Origin of the sequence: Caproiciproducens puteiluti, assembly GCF_052442865.1 — a bacterium.
Taxonomy (GTDB): domain Bacteria; phylum Bacillota; class Clostridia; order Oscillospirales; family Acutalibacteraceae; genus Caproiciproducens.
In genome coordinates this window covers 3,863,859-3,888,473 of sequence record NZ_CP194790.1, presented here as the reverse complement: position 1 = coordinate 3,888,473, position 24,615 = coordinate 3,863,859, and the positions used below count along the sequence as shown (strand labels likewise).

Sequence of the window (24,615 nt, the reverse complement as noted above, 5' to 3'; positions counted from 1 at the left end):
TTGCAAGTCTTGATACTGGAGAAGAATGCATGATGAACGTTTACTACGATTTGACGCCCTCTGCCGGCGATTCCGCCGTTGCGCTGGGCAGCTTTGACGGTTTGCATATCGGACACAAAAAGGTGATTTCCACAGCGGTGGAGGCGAAGAAAAGGGGTCTTGTCCCAACGGTGCTCACCTTCGCGCACAACCCGCTCACCGATCTGGGCGGAAGCGCGGGCGGGGAGATCATTACGCAGGAGCAGAAAATCCGCCTGCTGGAAGAATTCGGCGTGGAACAGCTTTACATCCTGGATTTTTCGGCGGTAAAGGATTTGTCCGCCGAGGAATTCGTCGGTCAGATTCTGCAAAAGGTCTGCCGCGCGAAAAAAGTCTGCTGCGGGTTCAACTTCACGTTCGGGCGCGGCGGAAAAGGGGACAGCAATATGCTTTCCCGCCTTTGCGGGGAGCGCGGAATGGAAACCGCCGTGACCCACGCCGTCCTGCTGGACGGCGAGCCGGTCAGCTCCACGCGCATCCGCTCCACGATCGCGAACGGCGACGTGGACGAGGCGGCAAGGCTTCTGGGGCGGCCCTACGGGTACATCCTGCCGGTCCTGCACGGGCGGCGGCTCGGGCGGGAGCTGGGGACCCCCACGCTGAACCAGGCGGTGCCGAAGGATTTTGTCCTTCCGCGTTTCGGCGTTTATATTTCCAGAGTGTTTTTCGGCGGGGAGCGGTACTGCGGCGTTACCAATGTGGGAATCAAGCCGACGGTGGGGTCGCCCGCCGTTCTGGCGGAAACGTGGCTGACCGATTACCACGGGCCCGACATCTACGGCGAGACCGTGCGGGTGGACCTGATTCAGTTCCTCCGGCCGGAGCGCAAATTCGCCGGATTGGACGAGCTGAAAGCGGAAATACTGAAAAATGGGGAGCAGGCCAGAGAATATTTTCAGAAAAACGGCTGTTTTTCCTCAGACGCATCATAAAATGATTTACAAACCAAAATCGGCATGATATAATAATACAGCATTATGCCCCTTTCCCGGATTCAGGAGTAAGCCCCTTTTGGGGAGTTCACCAGCCTTTTTCTGTGACTGAGGGTTAATTGATGAAAGGGTGGAAACACTATGTTAAAAGAAGAAAAGACAGCAATTATTAAAGAGTATGCCACGCATGAGGGCGACACGGGCTCCGCGGAGGTTCAGATTGCGGTTCTCACCAAGAGAATCAACGACCTGACCGAGCATCTGAAGAGCCATCAGAAGGATCACCACTCACGCCGCGGTCTGCTGAAAATGGTTGGCTCAAGAAGGAACCTGCTCAACTATTTGCAGAAAGTTGATATTGAGCGCTATCGTTCGATTATTGCCAAGCTTGGTATCCGCAAGTAATTACAGTTTGTTTGGGCAGGCGGTGCAAACCGCCTGCCTTTAGGCTTTTTGCGAACAACCGTAAATTTTATGGGAAGACGCGGGACTTAGCAGTGAAACGAACAGCCGGGGTCCGGATGCTGGTTTTATTGCTAAACCTGTTGCCTCCCGTATCAAAATAAAAATGGAGGAACAATATGTTTGAAAATTTTAAGGTTTATGAGACAGACTTTGCCGGACGCCCCCTGGTAATCGAGACCGGAAAAATGGGGCAGCTTGCGAACGGCGAATGCCTGGTCCGCTACGGCGAAACCGTCGTCCACGTTGCGGCGACCGCATCCTCCAAGCCCCGCGAGGGCGTGGATTTCTTTCCTCTTTCCGTTGACTTTGAGGAAAAGCTCTATTCCGTCGGCCGGATTCCGGGCTCCTACATTAAGCGCGAGGGCCGTCCGAGCGACAGGGCGATTCTGACCTCCCGCGTGATCGACCGCCCGATCCGTCCGCTGTTCCCGAAGGACATGCGCAACGACGTTTCCATCGTCGCCACCGTGATGTCGGTCGACCACGACTGCGCGCCGGAAATCGCCGCCATGGTGGGTACCTCCATTGCGCTCAGCATTTCCGATATTCCGTGGAAAGGCCCGATCTCCGGCGTTTCCGTCGGCTATGTGGACGGGCAGTACGTGATCAACCCGACCTCGGAGCAGCGCAAGGTTTCCAAAATGGCCGTCACCGTCGCCTCCACCGATTCCCTTATCGCCATGATCGAGGCGGGCGCGGATATCGTCAGCGACGAAGTGATGTACAACGGCATTATGGCCGGACACGAGGCCAACCAGAAGATCATTACGTTTATCAAGGGCATTCAGGCCGAAATCGGCAAAGAGAAGTTTTCCTATCCCAGCAACGAGCCGGACGAGGAAATGCTCAGCGCCGTCAAAGCGTTTGCTATGGAAGAGGTCAAAATCGCTCTGGACACCGACGACAAGACCGTGCGCGACGCAAGGCTGAAGCCGGTTTATGAAAAGGTACATGAGAAATTCGACGAGATTTACCCCGATCAGGCGGCCAAGATCGACGAGTGCATGTACAAAACGCAGAAATATGTTGTCCGCCGCTGGCTGCTCGACGAGAAAAAGCGCGTGGACGGCAGAGGAATGGACGACATGCGCCCGCTCGCCGCAGAGGTTGACCTTCTGCCGCGCGTACACGGTTCCGGCATGTTTACCAGAGGGCAGACGCAGGTTCTGACCGTCGCCACCCTCGGCCCCGTCAGCGACTGCCAGATGCTGGACGGCATTGACGAGGAAACAAGCAAACGCTATATTCACCAGTATAATTTCCCGTCCTACTCCGTAGGCGAGACCAAACCGAGCCGCGGCCCGGGCCGCCGCGAAATCGGCCACGGCGCGCTTGCCGAAAGGGCGCTGGTTCCGGTGATTCCGTCCGTTGAAGAGTTCCCGTACGCCTACCGCCTCGTTTCCGAGGTGCTGTCCTCCAACGGCTCCACCTCCCAGGCTTCCATCTGCGGCTCCACACTGGCCCTGATGGCCGCCGGCGTGCCGATCAAGGCGGCCGTCGCCGGTATTTCCTGCGGCCTTATCACCGAGGGCGACCGCTGGATGACCATGGTCGACATTCAGGGACTTGAGGACTTCTTCGGCGACATGGACTTTAAGGTTGCCGGTACTCACGAAGGCATTACCGCGATCCAGATGGACCTGAAGATCGACGGCCTTACCCCCGAAATGGTCAAGGAAGCGCTGGAGAAAACCCACCGCGCAAGGGATTATATCCTTGACGAGGTCATGCTCAAGGCGATTCCGGAGCCGCGCAAGGAGCTTTCCAAGTACGCCCCGAAAATGCTGTCCACCCTGATTCCGGTTGAAAAGATCCGCGAAGTGATCGGCTCCGGCGGCAAGGTGATCCAGAAAATCTGCGCCGAGTGCGACGTGAAGGTCGATGTGGAAGAGGACGGACACGTGTTCGTTTCCGGTATCGACGCCGAAAACTGCCAGCGCGCAATGACTATTATCGATACGATCGTGAACGACCCCGAGCCGGGCGCGATTTACAACGGCAAGGTGACCCGTCTGATGGACTTCGGCGCGTTTGTGGAAATTGCGCCGGGCAAAGAGGGCCTTGTGCATATTTCCCGTCTGGACGTCAAGCGCACCGAGAAGGTGACCGACGTCGTCAATGTCGGCGACGAAATCATGGTCAAGGTGCTGGAAATAGACGACAAGGGCAGGCTGAACCTTTCCCGCCGCGATGCTCTGATCGAGGTGGATGGCCTTACCCCGGAAAATGAAATTTCCGATTCTCCCCGCCGTCCCGCGCCGCGCCGCGACGACCGCCGCCGCGATGACCGCCGTGACGATCGCCGTGACGACCGTCCCCGCGCAAGCAACGGCTTTATCGCAAACACCAACAAGCCGCGCGAACCGAAGGACTAAGCGGAATCAACTTCATTTTATAAAGAGAACTCCCGGAGAATAATTCCGGGAGTTTTTTATTTGCAGGCCGAAATTTTTCCTGCTTGGCTCCGGGGGGAGGGACGGCCTCCGCCCGGCCAAGCATATGTTAAACTCCTCCACCAAGTGGCGGCCCCTTCAAAAATGGGGGCCGAGTTGTAATCTTTCAGTCAGGTTTCTATTAGGTGAACTCCCTCAGTCAGGCTGCGCCTGCCAGCTCCCTCAAAGAGGGAGCCTAATCCCCCGCCTCCCTCCGTGAGGGAGGTGTCGCGCCCGGCGCGACGGAGGGAGTCTCGGAGCAATCCGCTCCCGATTTAACGTAAGCCAATTGGAAGCATCGCCGTAGGCGCTTCCCGACCGGCAGGTCCGAATCACCGCAAGTAGGAGTTGATCGTCAGCTCTGCCCTCAGGCCGGGCGGGCCCCTACTTTCGCGTTTGTCCGAAAGTAGGCAAAGGACGCGCAGGGGGATTTTGAATTCCCGGCGGGAGTGCTCCATAAAATCCCCCTGCACCCCCAGGTATCCCCAAAGGATCTTTAGGGATACAATACTCCTTGGTTTTCATTGACGGGGGATACGGAAAATGGGCTTGGACTCCCTCAGTCAGGCTTCGCCTGCCAGCTCCCTCAAAGAGGGAGCCAAATCCCCTGCCTCCCTCCGTGAGGGAGGTGTCGCGCTCGGCGCGACGGAAGGAGTTTCAGAGCAATCCGCTCCCGATTTAACGTAAGCTCATTGGAAGCGCCGCCGTGGGCGCGTGCCGACCGCATGGTCCGCTTCCCGGACCGGCAGGTCCGCGCCCTGCGCCCCCAGGTATCCCCAAAGGGTCTTTAGGGATACAATACTGCTGTGGTTTTCATTGACGGAGGGATACGGAAACTGAGGAAAATGAAGGGGGTCCCGGGGGGAAGAGGGAAATCCCCCCGGGCAAACGTATATAAACTCCCCACCCACCATGTGGCGGCCCTAACGGGGCCGAAAAAGGAAATTTTCAAGGAATTAAGAATTTAACACAAAAAGAACCGGCGGAAAAGCCATAAAGGGGGACTCTCGCCGCCGGTCTCCCTGCGGCAAGGCACAAAAAAACGCCGTACACGGATATTCTTATCCATATACAACGTCGTCAGGTGCCCGCGGATACAAAATCCCCTCTGTACAAAACTGCAAAGAGGCGGTATAATAATATCCGCAGCGTGCCGATTTTTCGGTTGTGTATGGAGCTCGCACTCCGTATGCAGGGGGCGGGGTGGTGGTACACCCCGTTCCTGCGTTGCACTTTTTATTTGTGCCTTACAAAACCGATTATAGCGCGTTTTTTCTAATTGTGCAATAGATAATGGAAAATTAGGGAAAAATATGGGGATTGATGGGCGCGCGCCGCTTCTGCCCGAAAAAAACCCCGGATTTTTGCGGAATTTACCGTTCGTTCAAAAGATATTCCTTCAAAACCCCGGCGGATTATGATATAATTTAGGGTATAAAAATTTTAGGAGAATGGGAACATGTCGGCTGTAACACAGGCAAAAAGAATCGTCGTTAAGGTGGGTACCTCCACCCTTACTTACGAAAACGGGAAACTGAACCTGCGCAGGATGGAAACGCTGTGCAAGGTGCTGACCGATCTTCAGAACGCGGGCAGGGAAATCGTCCTTGTCACCTCCGGGGCGATCGGCGTCGGCGTCGGAAAGCTCGGGCTGCCGGAACGACCGCAGGAAACGGAGAAAAAACAGGCGATCGCCGCGGTGGGCCAGTGTGAGCTGATGTTCATGTACGACAAGCTGTTCGGCGAGTACAACCAGACGGTCGCTCAGGTGCTTTTGACCGGGGACGTGGTCGCGAACGAGCACAACAAGCAAAATACCCAGAATACCTTTACCGAGCTGATTAAAATGGGAATTATCCCGGTCGTCAACGAAAACGACTCCGTCGCCATCGACGAGCTGGTCGGCAACAATTTCGGCGACAACGACACCCTTTCCGCAACGGTCGCCGTGCTGACGGACGCGGACCTGCTGGTCATCCTGACGGACATCGACGGCCTGTACGACGCGAACCCCCGCGTGGACCCCGAAGCAAAACGCATCCCCTATGTGGCGCAGGTAACGGACGAGGTCCGCGCGCTGGCGGGGGGGACCGGTTCCAACCGCGGGACGGGCGGAATGAGCACCAAGGTGAGCGCGGCCGCGATCGCGAACGAGGCGGGAATCCCCTGCTGTGTAATGAGCGGCGCGGACCCGAAAGCACTGTACCAGCTTTTCGACGGTGTACAAATAGGGACACTTTTCGGCACAAGAAAGCAGTAAGATAAGAAGGGGTGATACCATGACCGTGATAGAACAAATGGGAAAAAACGCGAAGGAAGCCGCCCGCGTCCTCGCCTCGGCGGGAGCGAAGAAAAACGCCGCGCTTTCTGCGATGGCGGCGGCGATTGAAAACGGGGAAAAGGAAATCCTTTCCGCCAACGGACTGGATTTGAAGGCCGCCCGGGAAAGCGGCATGAGCGAATCCCTGCTGGACCGGCTGACGCTGGACCCCGCCAGAATCAAGGGGATGGCGGAGGGAATCCGCGGCGTTGCGGCGCAGACCGACCCGATCGGGACGGTTGTGGGCGGCGGCGTGCGGCCCAACGGCCTGAAAATCGAGCAGGTGCGCGTACCGCTCGGCGTCATCGGCATTATTTACGAGGCAAGGCCCAATGTCACGGCGGACGCCGCGGCGCTCTGCCTGAAGGCGGGGAACGCGGTCATTCTGCGCGGCGGCAAGGAGGCTATCCGCTCCAACACCTGCATTGCCGAAATCATGCGCGCCGCTGCGGAGGAAGCCGGGCTGCCGAAAAACAGCATCCAGCTGGTACAGGACACCAGCCGCGCGTCCTCTGTGGAAATGATGCAGCTTACCGGAGCGATCGACGTGCTGATCCCGCGCGGGGGCCGGGGGCTGATTCAGTCCGTGGTTCAGAATTCCCGCGTGCCGGTGATCGAGACCGGCTCGGGCAACTGCCACGTCTATGTGGACGATTCCGCCGACATCGATATGGCGGCGAATATTATTTATAACGCAAAGACCTCGCGCCCGTCCGTCTGCAATGCGATCGAAACCGTGCTTGTCCACCGGGATATCGCCGAAAAGGCGCTGCCGGTCATCAAGGCGCGGCTCGACGAAAAAAACGTGGAGATCCGCGGCTGCGAACGGACAAGGGAGATCCTCGGCCCCGGCGTGATTGCCGCGGTGGAAGAGGACTGGGCGACCGAATATCTGGATTATATCCTCGCGGTCAAGGTGGTCGGAGATATCGGGGAAGCGATTGAGCATATCGCGCGGTATTCCAGCGGCCACAGCGAGGCGATCGTGACAAAAAGCTATGAAAACGCGCAGAAATTCACGGAGCAGGTGGATTCCGCGGCGGTGTACGTCAACGCTTCCACCCGTTTTACCGACGGGGGCGAATTCGGGCTGGGCGCGGAAATCGGCATTTCCACCCAGAAGCTGCACGCGCGCGGACCGATGGGCGCGAATGAACTGACGTCTACGAAGTTTATTATCAGCGGCAGCGGCCAAATAAGATAGAAAACGGAGTATTTTCAGATGAGTAAAAGACAGAGAAGGAAGATAGAGGGGTTCTCGGCCGACTATCGCGGCGTGTACGGCGACAAGCCGGAGGAACAGCCGGAGACCGCTGAGCCGCCGCAGGATATTGAAATCGACGATTTCCTGCCGGAGGAGCAGCAGGACAAGGGCGAGGAGCTCTTAACAAAATGGGACGACGGGCTGGAACCGGAGCCGGAGCCGGAAGAACCGGAGGTGCCGGAAAGACCCGTCAGAACGGTACGGCGCAGACGCCGCCGCTACGGAGTGGCGGTCGGCGCGCTGGTGCTTATCCTCGCGCTGGTCGGCGTCGGATTCATTGCCGCCACCATCGGGAAAAGCATCTATTTCGCGGCGACTGACGACAGCAAGCTGCGCGCCTACGATTCCTTCCTCACCACCGTCGTGATGCAGGACCCGAAGCCCTTTGCGTCCCCCGACAAGGCCGACGAGGAGTTTGTCCTGAACGCTTCCCTGTGGAAAACCATCACGGAAAACAACGGGACCAATTACAACAGCTACGACGACACGGGCAGAATCCTGGTCCCGCTCGGCGACGTGGTGGACTCCTGCCGCGCGCTGTTCGGCCCGGACTGTCAGCTTCAGCCGAAAACGCCCGCTCAGGAAACCTTCTTTGAATACAATTCGGAGGAAAACCAGTTCCACGTGGCGCTGTACTCTTCGGACAGCAGCTTTCTGCCTTATACGGAGAGCGCAAAAAAACAGGGCGACAGCACCGTTCTGCATGTCGGCTACGTTTCGCCCAGCGATACGTGGCGCACGCAGACGACCAGCGCCGTCGCCGCTCCTACCCCCACCAAATATATGGATTATGTGCTGAAAACCGATTCCTCTACCGGTCAGGAATATGTTTACGCCATACAGGCCCCCGAAGGCTGACGGTCACAGAACCAGATACATCAGCGCGAAAATCAGCCCGATGTCCGCCTTTTCCTCCGTCAGCAGGAGAATCAGCACCAGAAGCAGCGTGCGTTCGCTGTCGCTCATCAGGCTGTCGAAAATATCCTTGACGGGGGAAAGCGGGCCGAAGGACGGCTCATGCCCATGCTGCTGCCCGGCTTCCGGCGCGGGAACATGCTGCGGAGCCGGGGCGCTGTGCTGCTGCGGCGGGGCCGGGGAAGGCTGCGCCGCGGGTGCGGCCGGCGGTCCGGGCGCGCCCTGGTTCAGCGGCGGGTCGGGTACCCGGGCTCTCGCCTGCATTTCCCGCGCTCTGCGGATCGCGTCCTGCTGCAGGCGCTGAAAATCATAAGTATAATTATCAGCCATGATTTACACCTCAGAATATTCCGCTGCTTTTGAAAAGAGGAAGGAGACGCATCAACTGCAAAAGCTTGGTGGCTTCATCAAGCTTTTTTTGACGCTCCTCGCCGAGAAGAGGCCGCAGGGCGTGCAGAAACCTTGTGCTGTCGTCTTCCTGCCGGAAGCTGGAAAGCAGCGGCGCGATTTTTGTCATCATTTGCAGAGCATCGGCGTCGATCCCGAGCGGAGAACCGCCGTCGGGCGGCTCCGGTGGGGGAGCGTCGCCGCCTGCCGCCGGCTCCGCCGCCGCACCGCCCAACAGGCCGCTGGCAAGCCCTTTGAGCTTATCCATGGCGCCCGGGCTTTTTAACAGCTCACCGAGCATAGCGGCAAGATCGTCCATTTATTTTCCTCCCGAAAATTTCTTTAAAAGTTCCTGAGCCTGTGGTGTGCTGAGTATTTTTTCCGTAGCGGTCTTGTCGGAAAGGACATCCTGCAGCTTCTTGCGGTCCGTCGGATTCAGCTGGCTGATCAGGCTTTCCAACAGTTGTTTTTGCGAATCATTGTTTGGCATACAATCACCCCGCTATCATTGTATGATGCGGGACTTTCATATATGACGGCGGAAAGCCGCCGCCATTCGGAGGTTTTTTAAAATGCGGATTTTAGTGGTTTCAGACACGCACAGGGATGCTTACGCCCTGCGCGAGGCAATTTTAAAACAGCCCACCGCCGAGGTGGTCATCCACCTGGGGGATGGGGCGGAGGAAGCGCAGGAAATCCAGAGCAGCTTCCCCGAAAAAATGTTCCTTCTGGTGCGCGGGAACTGCGACTGGGGTTCCACGCTGCCGGTGGACGGGGAAATTACCCTTTCCGGCAAGCGCATTTTCTATACTCACGGTTATACCTATAACGTTAAATACGGATTGTATACAGCGATCGAGGCGGCGCGCGGCAGCAAGGCGGATATTCTTTTGTTCGGCCATACCCACTACGCGATGACGGATTACGAGGACGGGCTGTATATCATGAATCCCGGCAGCCTGAACGGGAGCCGGGGCACTTACGGAATCCTCGATATTACGGAGAACGGCGTTGTCACAAATATCGTGAAAATCTGATTGACACTTTTCGGAACAAATGGTAATCTTAATGAGAATTATGAAATGCTGAAAGCCCTGCTTCGGTCTGCCGGGAGCAACTCCCTTCGGCACGCCGGGCGCGCTGCTTCTCTCACGGAGGACGGCGGGGATCAGCCGCTTCCCCGAGGGGGCTGCCGCAAAGGCAAGCGGTGGAGTTTCTATATTTGGAAAGGAATGTTTTTCATGACGGAATATGAAAGATGGCTCAATACGAAGCTGGACGACCCGGACTTAACCGAAGAACTGAAAAAAATTCAGAATCAGCCCGAAGAGATCAACGACCGTTTCTACCGTAATCTGGAATTCGGCACCGGTGGCCTGCGCGGCGTGATCGGCGCGGGCACCAACCGGATGAATGTTTATACCGTCCGCAAGGCGACGCAGGGCCTTGCCAATTATCTGAACAAGCACGGAAAGTTGCCGTCCGTGGCGATCGCGTACGACAGCCGCATCAAATCGGATGTTTTCGCGCGCGAAAGCGCGGCGGTGCTGGCCGCGAACGGGATTCAGGCGCATATTTATCCGTGGCTTTCCCCAACCCCGACGCTTTCTTACGCGGTGCGTTATCTGCACTGCGACGCGGGCATCTGCATTACCGCCAGCCACAACCCCGCCAAGTACAACGGATACAAGGCTTACGGCAGCGACGGCTGCCAGATCGCCCTTGAAATGGCGGACGAGGTTTTAAGTGAGATCAACAGCCTTGATATTTTCGACGACGTGAAGCGCGTAAATTTTGACGATGCCGTAAAAGCGGGAACCGTCAGCTATATTTCGGACGAAGTGATTGATTCCTTTCTGGAAGAAGTGATGAAACAGCGGGTCTTTACGGAAAAATGCGAGGGGCTGAAGGTGGTCTACACCCCGCTGAACGGGACGGGGCGCGTCTGCGTTACCCGGATTCTGGACAAAATCGGCGTGAAGGACGTTGCCGTCGTACCGGAGCAGGAATTCCCGGACGGGACCTTTGCCACCTGCCCGTTCCCGAACCCGGAAATCAAAGAGGCGCTGCAAAAGGGGCTTGACCTTTGCGAGAAGGTACAGCCGGACCTGCTGCTTGCCACCGACCCGGACTGCGACCGCTGCGGAATCGCCGTCAACCAGCACGGCAAGTTTATCCTGATGAGCGGCAATGAGGTGGGCGTGCTTCTGCTCGACTTTATCGCCCGCGGCCGCCTGCAGAACGGTACTATGCCCAAAAATCCCGTGGCGGTGACCACCATAGTCAGTACCGACATGACGGCGGCTGTCGCAAAGGACTACGGAATCGAGCTGCGGCACGTGCTGACCGGATTCAAATACATCGGCGACCAGATTGCCCTGCTGGAAGAGGGCGGGGAAGCCGACCGCTATATCTTCGGTTTTGAGGAGAGCTACGGCTATCTTTCCGGCGGGTATGTCCGCGACAAGGACGCTGTGGACGCCAGCATGCTGATCTGCCAGATGGCTTACGATTACCGTAAAAAGGGCATGACCCTTGTGGACGCGATGGACGCGCTTTATCAAAAATACGGCTACTACGAAAACAGCCAGGTCAGCTTCGGCTTTGAGGGCGAGGACGGGATGATCCAGATGGACCGCATCATGGAGAACCTGCGCGCAAACGCGCCGAAGGAGGTCGCCGGATGCAGCGTCGCCGGCTGGAGCGACTACAAAACCTCAAAGCGGTGTGACGGCGGCACCATGAGCGATATTTTGCTGCCGAAATCCAACGTGCTGGAGTACCGGCTGGAAAACGGGAGCAAGCTGACGGTACGTCCCAGCGGGACGGAACCGAAAATCAAAATCTATATCTCGGCTATGGGCGCGGATAAAGAGAAATCGACGGCGCTGGTGGAGAAACTGAAGGACACGGCTCCCGGCGCTTTGGGAATCGGTTAAAAAATAAATTTGAAATAAACACGAAAAAGGGTTGACAAAATCAAATATTCGGGATATACTAAATAATAGTTATACAGTACGAACAATCGTGGTTCGCGCGATATATTGGAATTAGCGCCATGCATCTTGCATACTGTCCATGTGGGCGGTAAGGTCTGTATATGTTGAGAGGTTAAGGATTTTTTCCTTAACCTCTTTTTTGGCGCAAAAACGCCGTGTTGCCTCCCTCCGGACCATGCGGTCAGCATGCGCCTAGGGCGACGCTTCCAATTGACTTACGTTAAATCGGGAGTGGAGTGCTCCGAAACTCCCTCCGTCGCGCTGGGCGCGCCACCTCCCTCAAAGAGGGAGGCAGAGGATTCGGCCCCTTCCCCGAAGGGGTTTAATCCCAGTTTCCGTACCCCCGTCAATGAAAACCACAGCGGTATCCTATCTCCTAAAGACACCTTGGGGATACCTGGGGGGTGCAGGGGGATTTTATGGAACCCTCCCGCCGTTACTTAGAACGACGGAATTAGCGACCCATTCATCTTTTTGCTTGCAGTCGAGTCCGCCGTAGGCGCATCCCGGACCGGCAGGTCCAAAATCCCCCTGCGCGTACTTTGCCTACTTTCGGACAAGAACCGAAAGTAGGGGCCCGCCCGGCCTAAGGGCAGAGCTGACGATCAACTCCTACTTGCGGCGATGCGTCAAAGCAGGCGGAGACTCCTTCCTCCGCGGACCATGCGGTCGGGAAGCGAACCTGCCGGTCGGCACGCGCCTACGGCGACGCTTCCAATTGACTTACGTTAAATCGGGAGTGGAGTGCTCCGAGACTCCTTCCGTTGCGTCGGGCGCGACACCTCCCTCAAAGAGGGAGGCAGGGGATTCGACCCCTTCCCCGAGGGCGCTGGCAGGCGCAGCCTGACTGAGGGAGTCAGCCGGACGAGCAAATCTTCGGCCTAAACCTCAAAAAAGCCCTTTCTCTAAAAAGAGAAAGGGCTTTGGGCGAACAGATATCAGATTCTTGCCACGCCGGTTTTACGTGCGGCTTCCGCAACGGCCTTCGCAACAGCGGTGGCCACGCTGCGGTCGAGCGCGCTCGGAATAATGTAGTCCGCAGAAAGCTTGTCGTCGGTGACGAAGCCCGCGATCGCGTAAGCCGCGGCAATCTTCATATCATCGTTGATATCGCTTGCGCGGACATCCAGCGCTCCGCGGAAAATGCCGGGGAAAGCCAGAACGTTATTGATCTGGTTCGGGAAATCGCTGCGGCCGGTACCGACCACCGCGGCGCCTGCTGCGAGAGCCAGGTCGGGCATGATTTCCGGAGTCGGGTTTGCCATCGGGAACAGGATGGGGTCTTTGTTCATGCTCTTGACCATTTCTTGGGTCACACAGCCCGGAGCGGAAACGCCGATGAAAACATCCGCGCCCTTGAGCACGTCCGCAAGGCTGCCGCTGCGCTTGCTGTGGTTGGTGATCGCGGCCATTTCCTTCTTTTCGGCGTTGAGGCCATCGCGGCCCTCATAAATGGCGCCGCTGCGGTCGCACATGATGACGTCTTTCAGGCCGAGCGCGATCAGCAGCTTGATGATGGCGATTCCCGCCGCGCCTGCGCCGCTGGTGACGACCCTGATTTCGTCAAGCTTCTTTCCGGTGAGCTTCAGCGCGTTAAGCATGGCGGCAAGGGTAACAACCGCGGTGCCGTGCTGGTCGTCGTGGAAAATCGGAATATCGCAGCACTCTTTTAATTTTCTTTCGATTTCAAAACAGCGGGGAGCGGAGATATCCTCCAGGTTGACGCCGCCGAAGCTGCCCGCGAGCAGGCGGACGGTGTTGACGATGTCATCCACTTCCTTGGAACGGACGCAGAGCGGAATCGCGTCCACGTCGCCGAAAGCCTTAAACAGGGCGCATTTGCCTTCCATAACCGGCATGCCTGCTTCCGGGCCGATGTCGCCGAGTCCGAGCACCGCGGTGCCGTCGGTGACAACCGCCACAAGGTTGGAGCGGCGGGTCAGTTCATAACTTTGGTCGACATCCTTTTGAATTTCAAGGCAGGGCTGGGCAACGCCGGGGGTGTAAGCGAGCGACAGATCGTCGCGTGTGTTCAGCGGCGCGCGGCAGACGACCTCAATCTTGCCTTTCCATTCGCGGTGAAGTCTGAGCGATTCCTTTGCGTAATCCATTTATATACATCCTTTCAAATTAAATATCGAGAGAAGCGATAGTACTCTTCAGAACATTAGCGCTGGCAAGCAGTTTTTCCTGCTCCCCGGCGGTCAGTTCGGGTGCCTTCATGCTGCTGATGCCGTGGCAGTCAAGGACGAACGGAAGGCTGAGACAGACGTCGTCGATGCCGTAGGCGCCGTGGATCATGCCGGAAAGAGTGGTGACGGTGTTCGTATCGCGGAGAATGCACTCGCAGATACGGCGCGCGGACAGCGCGATCGCGTAGTAGGTCGCGCCCTTCAGGCTGATGACCTGTGCGCCGGAGGTGTGGACTTCGGTTTCGATCGCCGCAAGGTCCAGCTCTTTGAAACCGGGGTTCCTGTCACTCATGCTGTTGAGGTAGGTTCTCAGCGGGATGCCGCCGACGCTGGTGAGGGACCACGGCACCATGGAAGAATCGCCGTGCTCGCCGAACATATAGGCATGGATATTTTTCGGGCTGATTTCGAGCGTACGCGCAAGGCTCTCGCGCAGACGGCTGGAATCAAGCAGCGTACCGGAGCCGAAAACGTGTGATTCCGGCAGGCCCGTTGTTTTCAGAATTGTGTAGGTGATGATGTCCACCGGGTTGCTGACAACGACATAAATCGCGTCCGGCGCATAACGCACGGCCTGGGGCATGACGCTCTTGATGATGTTGACGTTGCCCTGTGCAAGGTCGATTCTGGACTGCCCGGGTTTGCGCGCGCCACCCAATGTCACGATGACGATGTCGGAATCCTTGATATCCGGGTAATCGCCGGCGTAGATGTTTACCGGCGGGCACAGCGCGGTTCCCTGGATAATGTCCATGGCCTCGCCCTTCGCTTTGTTCTGGTTGATGTCCACCAGGACGATTTCGGACGCCATTCCGTCCAGAGTGAGCGTATATGCGATTGTTGCGCCTACGTTTCCGGCGCCGAGGATGCTGATCTTATTACCTTTTTTCATGACAATCCCTCCAGATATAATATTAGAATTTACAAAATGGGGCGTTTATACTCACGACTTCAAACAGGCTGAAAATTATTGCTAATTTCTCTTAGAGACGAAAATTCGAGCCAAGTGTTAAAAAAATAACGATAAAATTTATAAAACCCCCTGGGGAAAAGGGAAAGAACCATTTTTGGCCGTGCTACGGCTCGTCGCTCATGCGGTAGCCGACGCCGACCTCCGTCAATATGTACTTGGGCTCGGCGGGATTCTGTTCGATTTTGCGGCGGATGTTTGCCATATTTACGCGCAGAATCTGCCGGTCGCTTTGCGCGAAATGCCCCCACACCTGGTTGATGATGAGAGCATAGGTCAGCACGCTGCCCGCATGCTTGGCCAGCAGAGCGACGATCCTGAACTCAATCTGGGTCAGGTGGACATCCGTCCCGTCCACGGTGACCATATGTTTGTCAAAGTCAATGGTCAGGCCGCCTTTCGTGAACAGGCCGCCGGGGAAATCTTCGCCGGTTTCCATTTTGATGCTGTGGCGGATAGCGGTGCGGATGCGGGCCAGCAGCTCGGATGTGCCAAAGGGTTTGGTAATATAGTCGTCCGCGCCCAGGTCAAGCGCTTCGACCTTTTCCGTTTCGTTTCCGCGGGCGGAGACAATGATGATCGGGATACCCGACCAGTTTCTGACCGCTTTCAAAACCTCAAGACCGTCTATGTCCGGCAGCCCCAGATCCAGAAGGACTACGTCGGGGCAGTGGGAAGAGATCATGGAAATGGCGCAGGCGCCGGTTTCCGCTTTCAGAGTACGGTAATCGTTTGCGGTCAGGATCGTGGAGATAAAATTGCAGATTGGCGCTTCATCCTCCACAATCAGGACGGTGGCTTTGTTAATCATCGGGTTCAGCTCCCCCCAGCGGCAGCACAAAGGTAAAAGCCGCGCCGCCGTCTTTCCGGTTTTTTGCGGTCATTTTTCCTCCATGCGCTTTCACAATGGACATGCATATCGTCAGACCGATGCCGTTTCCCCTGGAGGAATCGCTGCTTTTATTCTTTGCGGGGGAAGTTCCCGTAAACAGGCAGGAAAGCTCCTCCTCAGGGATTCCCTTTCCCTTGTCGCTGACACGGAAGACAGCCTGGTCCCCTTCAACGAACACTTCCAGCCCGATGGGAACCGCTTTTCCCGCGTGCCCGATGGAATTTTCAAGCAGGTTGATGATGACCTGTTCAATCAGGGTGGCATCCATGGGAACCATCAAAAATTCTGAGGGGACGGAAACATGGATTTCCGCCCGGGGGTACCGGCGCCGGATGCGCCCTACGGCTTCGGCTACGATTTCCTCTGCGGCCTCCGGGTATTTCTTGAGTGCTGCCGGCTTCTGACTGATGCGCGTGACGGTCAGCAGATTTTCCACAATCCGGATCAGCCATTCGGCCTCCTCGTGAATGTCGGAAATCAGCTTGTCATGGGCGGCAGGATCGATGAGGTCCCTGTTTTCGGCAATGGCCGCGCTGGCGCCGAGGATGCTGGTGAGCGGCGTTCTTAAATCGTGCGATACCGCGCGTAAAAGGTTGGTGCGCATGGTTTCTTTTTCCGCTTCCATCATAATGCGCTGCTGCTTTTCTGCCAGCTGCCGGTGCTCCAGCGCCAGCGCGGCCTGAGAAAGCAGAAGGTCGAAAAAGGTAAGCATACCGGGTTCCGGTTTTTCTTCGTTTTCATAAACAAGGCCGGCCACTCCCAGAATTTTTTCCTGAGAGGACAGGGGCAGATACAGGCAGTCCTTCGTGGACGTTTTTACATTGGTTGTAAAAGCCTGATGTGCCGCGGACTTTTCTTCCTTGGAATCCAGCAGAATCCGGTGGTGGTCGCAGGTGCTTTTTACGGTCCCCTGCGAGGAAAGCGGGTCCGTCAGGTAGAAAATCACGCTTTGACGGGTATATCTGCAGAGATATTCCAGCGTGAGGGCCACGACCTGGTCGGAATCGCCTGCCGCAACCAGCTTTTTGCTGAATTCATAAAGATTTTCCGTCCGCTTTTCCCGCTGTTCGGAAAGCCGCGCCTGTTCCTTGATCCGGGCCGTCATCGCACTGGTGACAATCGACACGGCAAGCATACTGATAAAGGTGACAGGATAGCCGGAAATGGTAAAGTTAAATGCGTGGTAAGGATAGGTAAAGTAGTAGTTTGTGCCGATCACACCGGTGATTGCCGCAAGGATTCCCCACAGATAGCCCGCGGTGAATCTTGAAACCAGCACAACCGCAAGAACATACACAACTGCCAAATGGTCGTAACTGCCGGATAATTTTACAATCAGAAAAGAAACAGAAGTGGCGGCACCCAGAACGAAGATGCTTTTTAAAGCGTCCCTCAAAAAGCTGATGGAGGAAACTGGGGATGAACGGACCAAACTCCTACTCTTATTTCTAATTATAAATCACTTCCCGATTTTAATAAATTTATTAAAAAATTACGGTATACGAGTACATTATAACATACACCTTGACGAAAATAAAAGACCAAATAGATAAAATTTTTTTGAATAAAACCTATTTTAATTGGTGGATTAACACAAAAATCGGACTTTTCAGGAATAAAATGGCGAGACGCTCACCCGGAGCGGCTAAGCATGTTATAATAGAAGCAAAGACAAAAACCTGAGGAGGAAATCAATTTTGGACATCAAACTGATCGCACTCGACATGGACGGAACCGTTCTGAAAACAGATAAAACCGTGTCGCCAAAAACCGTTCGGATACTGAGGGCCGCCGCCGCGCGGGGAATTGAGCTTGTGCCGGCTACGGGCCGCATGCGTAATATGATTCCGAAGGAAATGCTTGATGTCGGTTCCATCCGGTACGCCATTACGTCCAACGGCGCCTCCGCCGTGGATCTGGAAAAGGACAAAGTGATTTACACGAACCAGATGACGGCTGAGGAAAGCGACTGGATCATTGATTTTCTGATGCCCTATCACGTGATGGTGGAAGCTTACGCGGGGGGGCATTCCTATATCGATAAACAGCACTACAGTTTGCTTTCCACCTTTCGCGACTATCCGCCGGTCCTGCGGGATATGATTCTGAAATATCAGACTTTTGTGGAAGACCTTCCCGGGTTTTTAAAGAAAAACGGGTTGTGCCTTGAAAAGATCAATATCCCCTTTATGGGAGAGGACGTTCGCCGGGAGCTGGTGGAAAAGCTGACGAAAAAAATGGAATACACCCTTACGGCTTCCTTCGGGAACAATCTGGAAATCAACGCCGCCGCCACCAGCAAGGGTGACGCGCTGAGCCACCTGAGCGCAATGCTGGGAATTTCCCCGGAGCAGGTCATGGCTTTCGGCGACGAGCGCAACGACCTGCAGATGCTGAAATTCGCCGGCTGCGGCGTGGCGATGGGCAACGGGCACGAATCCGTCCGCCAAATCGCCGATTATATAACGCTGACCAACGAAGAGGACGGAGTGGCACACGCGATCGAAAAGCTGCTGGATATCCACTGAACATAAAAAGCCCCCGGCGGCTCCGTTTTGTACGAAGGCGCCGGGGGTGCCGTTTATTTTTCGCCGGTTTTCCGCTTCTGCATATGGTAGGCGATTCTGAGCATCGGTTTTTCGGGAAGGAATTTGCCGAAGAAACGGGTGCATTTCATCAGCGTGCCGGGGACGATCACGAGCTTTCCCGCAAACATTTTCCGGAGGGCGCATTCCGCAACATACCGGCTTTCCAGCCCTTTTACGCTGAATTTTACATCGGCGACCGAATCGAATTCCGTACGGACCGGCCCGGGGCAGAGCGCGCAAATATGCACACGGCTGCCGCTGCGGCGCAGTTCCTCGTAAACGGCTTCCGTCAGGCGCAGGACATATGCCTTGGAGGCGTAATAGGAGGAGAGCAGCGGGCCCGGCTGAAACGCGGCGGAAGAGGCGACGTTCATGATGTAGCCCGCGTTCCTCGCCTTGAAATCCCTGAGAAAAAGCTTGGTCAGGATATGCACCGCGCGGATATTGGTGTCGATCATCCGCAGCTCCTTTTCCAGGTCGGTCGTGTCGAACGCGCCGAAAACGCCCAGCCCCGCGTTGTTGATCAGGATATCGATGTTTTCGCTCCTGACCTGTTCGTAAAGTGCTGTGCACTCCGACTCCACGGAAAGGTCCGCGCAGATAATCCGCGTATGGGTTTTCAGCGAGGATGCAAGCTGTTCCAGCCGGTCCCTCCGGCGGGCGACCAGAATCAGGTCGCAGCCCCTGTCGCTCAGAATTTTTGCCATATCCCGGCCCATGCCGGAACTGGCCCCGGTGATCAAAGCTTTCATCTTATTCTCCTTTTCTAACACCAAATACGATTACGGCATTTCCAGTTGATTCTGCAACAGGGTTGCGTTTTGTTTCGCAAATTGAAAGGGAGTTGCTGGAAAGCCTTTCCGGTTCAGTATCTCGCAATTCTGAGTAAAATTGCTGTAATTTGCAAAATACGAAGAAAAAGTCGAAATGTTCACAATTTATTCATTGTTAATTCAAAAAAATTATGCTATACTACAACCGTTATCGGATATTTTTTACGCAGTACAACTTACGAATAGGAAGACCGTCAGACCGGAGCCATCCGGATTGACGGCCTTTTCCGTTTTCCGGGGGTTTTCAGCTTCGGGAAAGAAACTGCCGCAGGCAGCCCTGAAAGGCGGTCGGCAGCGTATAGGTTTGGGCCAGCTCCTCACGGTCCGCCCAGACAAGGCCGCCGTCCGGTGAGGTGTCCTCTACTGTAACGAGGTAATTCGTCATGTGCCACTCCCTGTGCGTGAAAATATGCTTCGACGCGGGAAGGCGCTCTATTTTTACGGGAGAAACGCCCAAAGTTTTCAACCAGTCCGCCGCCTGCTGTGGAGAAAGTCTGCCGGGGGTGTTGGGGAATTCCCAGAGCCCGGCCAACAGGCCCTTTTCCGGCCGCTTGCGCAGCGCGGCTTTCTCACCGCAGAGAATCAGAAAGACGGTTTTTTCTTCAATGGTCCGCTTCTTTTTTTCCGCCTTCACCGGCAGCTCCGGCTCGATGCCCTGCGCGTGTGCCGCGCAGAGGGCGGACAGGGGGCATTCTTCGCATTTCGGCGCTGCGTTCGGCACGCAGACGATCGCGCCCAGCTCCATCAGTGACTGGGTAAAAGCGCCGGCGCGCCCGGCGGGATAAATTTCCCGAAGCCGGTCGGCGAAACCGCGCTTGACCGAAAGGTCGCCGATGGGTTCCCGGCTGGCGGTCACGCGCGACAGAACGCGCAGGACGTTGCCGTCCACCGCCGGTGCCGGTTTGCCGTAGGCAATGGATGCGACGGCGCCCGCGGTGTACTCCCCGATTCCGGGCAGGAGCAAAAGCTCTTCCGGATGTTCGGGCAAAACGCCGCCGTACTGCTCCACAACGGCGCGCGCCGCCTTTTGCAGGTTGCGGGCACGGCTGTAGTAACCCAGGCCCTCCCATAGCTTCATAAGCTGCTCTTCGGGCGCGGCGGCAAGCGCGGCGACGGTGGGAAGCTCCGAAGTAAAGCGTTCAAAGTAAGGCTTTACCGCTTCCACCCGCGTCTGCTGGAGCATGATTTCCGAAACCCAGACCCGGTAGGGCGTGGGGTTGTCGCGCCACGGAAGAACACGCGCGTTCGCGTCGTACCACGAGAGCAGCGGCTTTACGATTTTCTGCAGTTGATGATCCATGAATCGTTTTCAATTTCCTTATCGTTTTATTTTTCCTTGATGGTGCCGCTGCGGTAAGCCTGCAGCAGCGCGGTCAGTTCTTCGATCTGGCGGCTGAGCTCGGCGCCGTTGTCGGTGTCCTCCACGGTGACGCGCTGCTTGATTGCTTCCACCACCATGACCTTCGGGGAAGTCTCACACACGCTGCAGCCGGATTTCAGCGGCTTGTGCTCCGCCAGCGCCAGATAGCGGGAATTCGCAATGAAGGTGTAGCCCCCGATCCCGGTCTGGGACTGGTAGGACTTGGAGATGCCGCCGTCGATCATAAACAGAAGGCCTTCGCCTTTGACCGGCACCTCTCCCGCTTTTACGGGGACGTGGCCGTTGATGATGTGCGACGAGGACGGGTCAAGGCCGAACTCCCTTAACAGCATTTCGCAGGTGGAGCGGTGCTCAATATGCGTATAGTAGGGATTCATTTTCTCCCGGTGCGTTTCGGGCGCGTCTATAAAATAGCGCTCGAACGTGGACATCTTCGCTTTTCCGAACAGGGGCGATCTCGCCCCGCTCCACAGGTACCACATCAGGTCGCGCGCGTTTTCGCGCTCCGGGGAACCGGACGGCGCGAAATAGGCGGTGCGCACCATGCCGTCCAGGAATTCCAGATATTCGCGTCCGGAATGGTCGCGGCCGTAAAAATGGACGGAGTCGAGGCTGCCGTCCTCCCGGAGCGGGATGCACCCGTGGTACAGCAGGTTGGAATTGATGCGCAGGTACATGCTGCCGTGGGAATACAGGAAACGGATGTGCTTTTCCAGCCGTTCGCTGTGGCTGAACGAGGACGCGACGGTTCTCATCAGCTCGGTTTCCGCGTGGGTCAGCTCCAATGGATTTTTGGGGTCGACCGTGGGGAAAAGCCTGTCGCGCAGGGGGTATTCTTTGCCGCCGAGCGTGACCGTCCCCTTCTCGAAGTTGATTTTATCCAGAAGGATCCGGTCGTCCATGTGATATTCCGGATGCTTTTTAATGAGCTGGGCCTCTACCTTGAACTGGATGACCGCCATGGCCTTGTGCATTTTCGCCGCCAGCGGGAGATCCACGGGGTCGTACTGATTTTCGTCCAGAATATGGGGGATGAAGAACTCGCACGGGTCGTCGTGATAGGTCTGTTCCGCAAAGATGGACAGCGCGCGCAGGTTGATGCCGTAGCCGTCCTCCAGCAGGTCGAAATTGTTGTAGCTGATGCCCAGCCGGACCACATTGGCAATACACGCCCAGTTCCCGGCGGCGGCGCCCATCCAGGAGATATCGTGGTTGCCCCACTGGATGTCTACGTCGTGGCAGTTGATCAGCGCGTCCATAATCGCGTCGGCGCGCGGGCCGCGGTCGAAAATATCGCCGATGATATGTAGTTTGTCGATCAAAAGCTGCTGGATCAGGTTGCACAGCGCGGTAATAAACTCCTCGCTCATGTGGGTCGACACGATGGAGCGGATGATTTCGCTGTGGTAATGCGGCTTGTTGCTGCCGCCGTCCGCGTGCAGGAGCTCGTCGATGATGTAGGCGAAGCTTTCAGGCAGCTTTTTGCGGACCTTGGAACGGGTGTATTTGGAGGACGCCTCTTTACAGACCTCTACCAGACGGTAAATGGTGATGCGGCACCAGTCGTCAAACGCCGGTTCCCGCTGTTTTGCGGCGCAGTACTCGGTTTCCGGGTAATAAATCAGTCGGGCGAGCGCTGTGCGCTCCCCTTCGGACAGGGACTGCTCAAACAGCTCGTCGACCTTTTTTCGGACGACGCCGGACGCGCTTTTTAACTGGTACAGAAAAGCTTCGTGCTCTCCGTGAAGATCGCTGAAAAAATATTCGGTGCCTTTCGGCAGGCTTAGAATCGCTCTGAGGTTGATAATTTCGGATGCGGCGGCCTGTGCGTTCGGATAATCCTTGGCCAGAAGCTTTAGATAGCGCTCGTCAATCATGAAATCTGCCTCCTCATTCTTATTCGTTGGCCCATGCGCAGCGCATTGAATTGTGATTATAGCATATATCAGATGAATATTCTTGTTGATTTTGACGCTTACTTTTATAGGATAGTATAATTTCAACAAAAAATCAATCGTAACGGCGTAAAATAATAAAGAACAAAAATTAAATTTTATGTTGTATTGTGGATAATTATACGGTATAATAATCGGAAAGCCAAAAACCAATTGAATAAACGGAGGGATCGTCTTTGTCAACCAAACAACCCGCAGCGGGCTATTTGCCTGATGAAAAGCCACCTTTTTTGAAACTGCTGCTGTTCGCGTTCCAGCAGATCATCGTGATGTTTCCGGCTACGGTGCTGGTCGCACTGCTCACCGGATTCCATGTTTCCACCACGATCTTTGCAAGCGGACTTGCAACCATCGGATTTATCCTGATTACAGGAAGAAGAATCCCGCTTTTCTACGGATCAAGTTTTTCGTACATCACGGCGATCTGCTCCATCACGGGCGCACAGGCGTTTGCCGGCCCGGTGGCCGATGACAAAATCGCCGCCGCGCAGTTCGGCATCGTCCTTTCCGGACTGGTTTCCATTGCGGCCGGTATTATCATTAAGCAGTTCGGGCAGGAGGCAATCGAAAAAGTCCTTCCTCCCACTATTACGGGCAGCATTGCCATGGTAATCGGTCTTTCCCTCGCGGGCACGGCCCTGAGCAATCCCACGAACCTGCCGAACGGCGTGACCGACGCGACAAAGGCGCTTGCGCTGAACCTGTCGTGGACCATCTGCCTTGTGACCCTGCTCGTGACCGTCCTGTTCTCCGTTTACTTGAAAGGCACCTGGGGCCAGATCCCAATTCTGCTCGGCCTTCTGACCGGATATGTTCTGGCGTTGGTTCTTGGCGGCATCTACGGAATCGCCTTCTGCGACTTCAATAAAATTCCGGAAACAAGCACCCTGTTTTCCATTCCGGCAATCGGCTTCGCGCTCCCGCACTTCACTTTGCCGCAGGCAAGCTGGGCGGCGGTCGGGGCGATTATGCCGATCGCGATTGCCACTATCCCGGAATCCACGGCCCATCTTTATCAGCTCGATATCTATGTAAACAATCTTGCCAAACAAAAGGGCTCCGATAAGCGGTACAATATTTCGGACAAGCTGGGGCTGAACCTGATCGGCGACGGCCTTGGCGACATGATCTCCGGTGTGGTCGGCGGACCGGCCGGCACCAATTACGGCGAGAACCTGAGCACCATGGCGATTACTAAGAACTTTTCCACGCCGATGCTGATTGCGGCGGCCATCATCACCATGGTTATTTCCTGCTTTACCCCGCTGACCGCGGCGGTCTATTCGATTCCCAACGCGGTGATAGGCGGCATTTCCATTTATCTGTTCGGTGTCATCGCGTCACAGGGCGTAACCATTATGATCAGCAAAAAGGTTGATATGTTCGACTCGCGCAACCTCGCGATTATCGCCACCGTCCTGACCATCGGCATCGGCGGCAGCTTCGCGTTTTCCGACGGCATGATCCCCATGTTCGGCGTGAAATTCCCGGCAATTGCCACCGCGGCGATTTTCGGAATCCTGCTGAACCTGGTTCTGAATATCGGAAAGGAAAAACCGGCGGCGGAGGAATAATCCCTCGTTAGATAGAAATAAAAGATACCGCACAGCGGCCATGAGTACACTTTGTACTCATGGCCGTTTTTTTAGGCGCGGTTCTGTTTACCAGTTTCTCGCATCGCTGACAGCTTAAAAAACCGACTTAAAAGAATATTAAAAAATCTGAAAAAAGTGTAACAAAATAAGGGGGTCAGTCGTTAATGTTATAGAAGGAAAAACAGAATCTTATCTTTAGTGCGGCAGCCGGTGCATCTATCAGCTTTAGTCAAAGTACATCTACAACGTTTTCAGCAAGCTTTCCAGTATCTTCAGGAATGTATGGAAGAGTATGCTTTAACCTTAAAAGATATAAAGTAACTGGAAATGTTGAAAAGTGGACATATAATGATTATCAACAACCGGTTTATGTATCTACAATACAAACAAATGTTAAGCAGCTTATCCGACTACTGTGAATGGATTTGCTGATGGAGTTTATTATTTAGTGAAAAA

The 24,615-nt window shown here is 55.7% G+C and carries 21 protein-coding genes; 11 read left to right on the top strand and 10 right to left on the bottom strand.

Translation table 11 applies throughout. The features are described from left to right. The first annotated feature begins 29 nt into the window (after positions 1-29). From ribF to ACRQU7_RS18765, 7 genes are all read left to right on the top strand, one after another. Entirely contained in the window at positions 30-971 is a 942-nt protein-coding gene (ribF, locus tag ACRQU7_RS18795; protein ID WP_444642645.1) for a riboflavin biosynthesis protein RibF, read from the top strand. 141 nt (positions 972-1,112) lie between these two features. Further along, entirely contained in the window at positions 1,113-1,376 is a 264-nt protein-coding gene (gene rpsO / locus ACRQU7_RS18790; RefSeq protein WP_444642643.1) for a 30S ribosomal protein S15, read from the top strand. 176 nt (positions 1,377-1,552) lie between these two features. Further along, the gene (locus ACRQU7_RS18785; RefSeq protein ID WP_444642641.1) at positions 1,553-3,811 is read left to right on the top strand and encodes a polyribonucleotide nucleotidyltransferase; all 2,259 of its coding nucleotides are present in this window, start codon (positions 1,553-1,555) and stop codon (positions 3,809-3,811) included. A gap of 600 nt (positions 3,812-4,411) precedes the next feature. Beyond that, positions 4,412-4,555, top strand: a complete 144-nt coding sequence (locus tag ACRQU7_RS18780; protein ID WP_444642639.1) for a hypothetical protein — start codon at positions 4,412-4,414, stop codon at positions 4,553-4,555. Between the two features lie 772 nt (positions 4,556-5,327). Then, complete coding sequence (proB, locus tag ACRQU7_RS18775) at positions 5,328-6,128, top strand: glutamate 5-kinase (RefSeq protein WP_444642637.1); 801 nt, start codon at positions 5,328-5,330, stop codon at positions 6,126-6,128. A 1-nt stretch (position 6,129) separates the two neighbouring features. Further along, on the top strand, positions 6,130-7,392 hold the full coding sequence (locus ACRQU7_RS18770; RefSeq protein WP_444645634.1) for a glutamate-5-semialdehyde dehydrogenase: 1,263 nt from the start codon (positions 6,130-6,132) through the stop codon (positions 7,390-7,392). An 18-nt stretch (positions 7,393-7,410) separates the two neighbouring features. Further along, entirely contained in the window at positions 7,411-8,310 is a 900-nt protein-coding gene (locus ACRQU7_RS18765) for a hypothetical protein (protein WP_444642635.1), read from the top strand. 3 nt (positions 8,311-8,313) lie between these two features. On the opposite strand, the gene ACRQU7_RS18760 is transcribed toward ACRQU7_RS18765, so the two are convergent. From ACRQU7_RS18760 to ACRQU7_RS18750, 3 genes are read right to left on the bottom strand one after another with little or no spacing between them, the layout of a single operon-like run. Then, entirely contained in the window at positions 8,314-8,697 is a 384-nt protein-coding gene (locus ACRQU7_RS18760; RefSeq protein ID WP_444642633.1) for a hypothetical protein, read from the bottom strand. A gap of 10 nt (positions 8,698-8,707) precedes the next feature. Further along, positions 8,708-9,073, bottom strand: coding sequence for a hypothetical protein (locus ACRQU7_RS18755; RefSeq protein WP_444642631.1), 366 nt, complete (start codon positions 9,071-9,073; stop codon positions 8,708-8,710). After that, a complete protein-coding gene (locus tag ACRQU7_RS18750) occupies positions 9,074-9,244 on the bottom strand; it encodes a hypothetical protein (protein WP_185741191.1) in 171 nt (56 codons plus the stop codon). 82 nt (positions 9,245-9,326) lie between these two features. On the opposite strand from ACRQU7_RS18750, the gene ACRQU7_RS18745 reads away from it, so the two are divergent. Both ACRQU7_RS18745 and ACRQU7_RS18740 read left to right on the top strand, forming a co-directional pair. Next, complete coding sequence (locus ACRQU7_RS18745) at positions 9,327-9,791, top strand: metallophosphoesterase family protein (protein WP_038326200.1); 465 nt, start codon at positions 9,327-9,329, stop codon at positions 9,789-9,791. Positions 9,792-9,995: 204 nt separating this feature from the next. Beyond that, positions 9,996-11,693 carry a phospho-sugar mutase gene (locus tag ACRQU7_RS18740; protein WP_444642628.1) on the top strand — a complete coding sequence of 566 codons (1,698 nt, stop codon included), beginning with the start codon at positions 9,996-9,998 and terminating at the stop codon, positions 11,691-11,693. Between the two features lie 998 nt (positions 11,694-12,691). Here ACRQU7_RS18740 and ACRQU7_RS18735 read toward each other — a convergent pair. The 4 genes from ACRQU7_RS18735 to ACRQU7_RS18720 all read right to left on the bottom strand — a co-directional run bounded on the left by ACRQU7_RS18735 (position 12,692) and on the right by ACRQU7_RS18720 (position 17,239). Then, positions 12,692-13,864: an NAD(P)-dependent malic enzyme gene (locus ACRQU7_RS18735; RefSeq protein ID WP_444642626.1), complete on the bottom strand. Its 1,173-nt coding sequence runs from the start codon at positions 13,862-13,864 to the stop codon at positions 12,692-12,694. A 19-nt stretch (positions 13,865-13,883) separates the two neighbouring features. After that, a complete protein-coding gene (locus ACRQU7_RS18730) occupies positions 13,884-14,837 on the bottom strand; it encodes an L-lactate dehydrogenase (RefSeq protein ID WP_444642624.1) in 954 nt (317 codons plus the stop codon). A 184-nt stretch (positions 14,838-15,021) separates the two neighbouring features. Beyond that, positions 15,022-15,726, bottom strand: a complete 705-nt coding sequence (locus ACRQU7_RS18725) for a response regulator (RefSeq protein WP_141826684.1) — start codon at positions 15,724-15,726, stop codon at positions 15,022-15,024. After that, on the bottom strand, positions 15,719-17,239 hold the full coding sequence (locus ACRQU7_RS18720) for a sensor histidine kinase (RefSeq protein WP_444642622.1): 1,521 nt from the start codon (positions 17,237-17,239) through the stop codon (positions 15,719-15,721). Before ACRQU7_RS18720 ends, ACRQU7_RS18725 begins: the two co-directional genes overlap by 8 nt. Positions 17,240-17,504: 265 nt before the next feature. Here ACRQU7_RS18720 and ACRQU7_RS18715 point away from each other — a divergent pair, with 265 nt between their 5' ends. Then, positions 17,505-18,335, top strand: a complete 831-nt coding sequence (locus tag ACRQU7_RS18715; protein ID WP_038326191.1) for a Cof-type HAD-IIB family hydrolase — start codon at positions 17,505-17,507, stop codon at positions 18,333-18,335. 53 nt (positions 18,336-18,388) lie between these two features. On the opposite strand, the gene ACRQU7_RS18710 is transcribed toward ACRQU7_RS18715, so the two are convergent. The 3 genes from ACRQU7_RS18710 to ACRQU7_RS18700 form a co-directional block, all read right to left on the bottom strand. After that, complete coding sequence (locus ACRQU7_RS18710; RefSeq protein WP_444642619.1) at positions 18,389-19,147, bottom strand: SDR family NAD(P)-dependent oxidoreductase; 759 nt, start codon at positions 19,145-19,147, stop codon at positions 18,389-18,391. A 325-nt stretch (positions 19,148-19,472) separates the two neighbouring features. Next, a complete protein-coding gene (mutY, locus tag ACRQU7_RS18705) occupies positions 19,473-20,528 on the bottom strand; it encodes an A/G-specific adenine glycosylase (protein ID WP_444642617.1) in 1,056 nt (351 codons plus the stop codon). 26 nt (positions 20,529-20,554) lie between these two features. Next, a complete protein-coding gene (locus ACRQU7_RS18700) occupies positions 20,555-22,486 on the bottom strand; it encodes a fructose-1,6-bisphosphatase (protein WP_444642615.1) in 1,932 nt (643 codons plus the stop codon). A gap of 254 nt (positions 22,487-22,740) precedes the next feature. Between ACRQU7_RS18700 and ACRQU7_RS18695 the strand changes: the two genes are divergently transcribed. After that, a complete protein-coding gene (locus ACRQU7_RS18695) occupies positions 22,741-24,138 on the top strand; it encodes a uracil-xanthine permease family protein (protein ID WP_444642613.1) in 1,398 nt (465 codons plus the stop codon). The last annotated feature ends 477 nt before the right edge of the window (positions 24,139-24,615 follow it).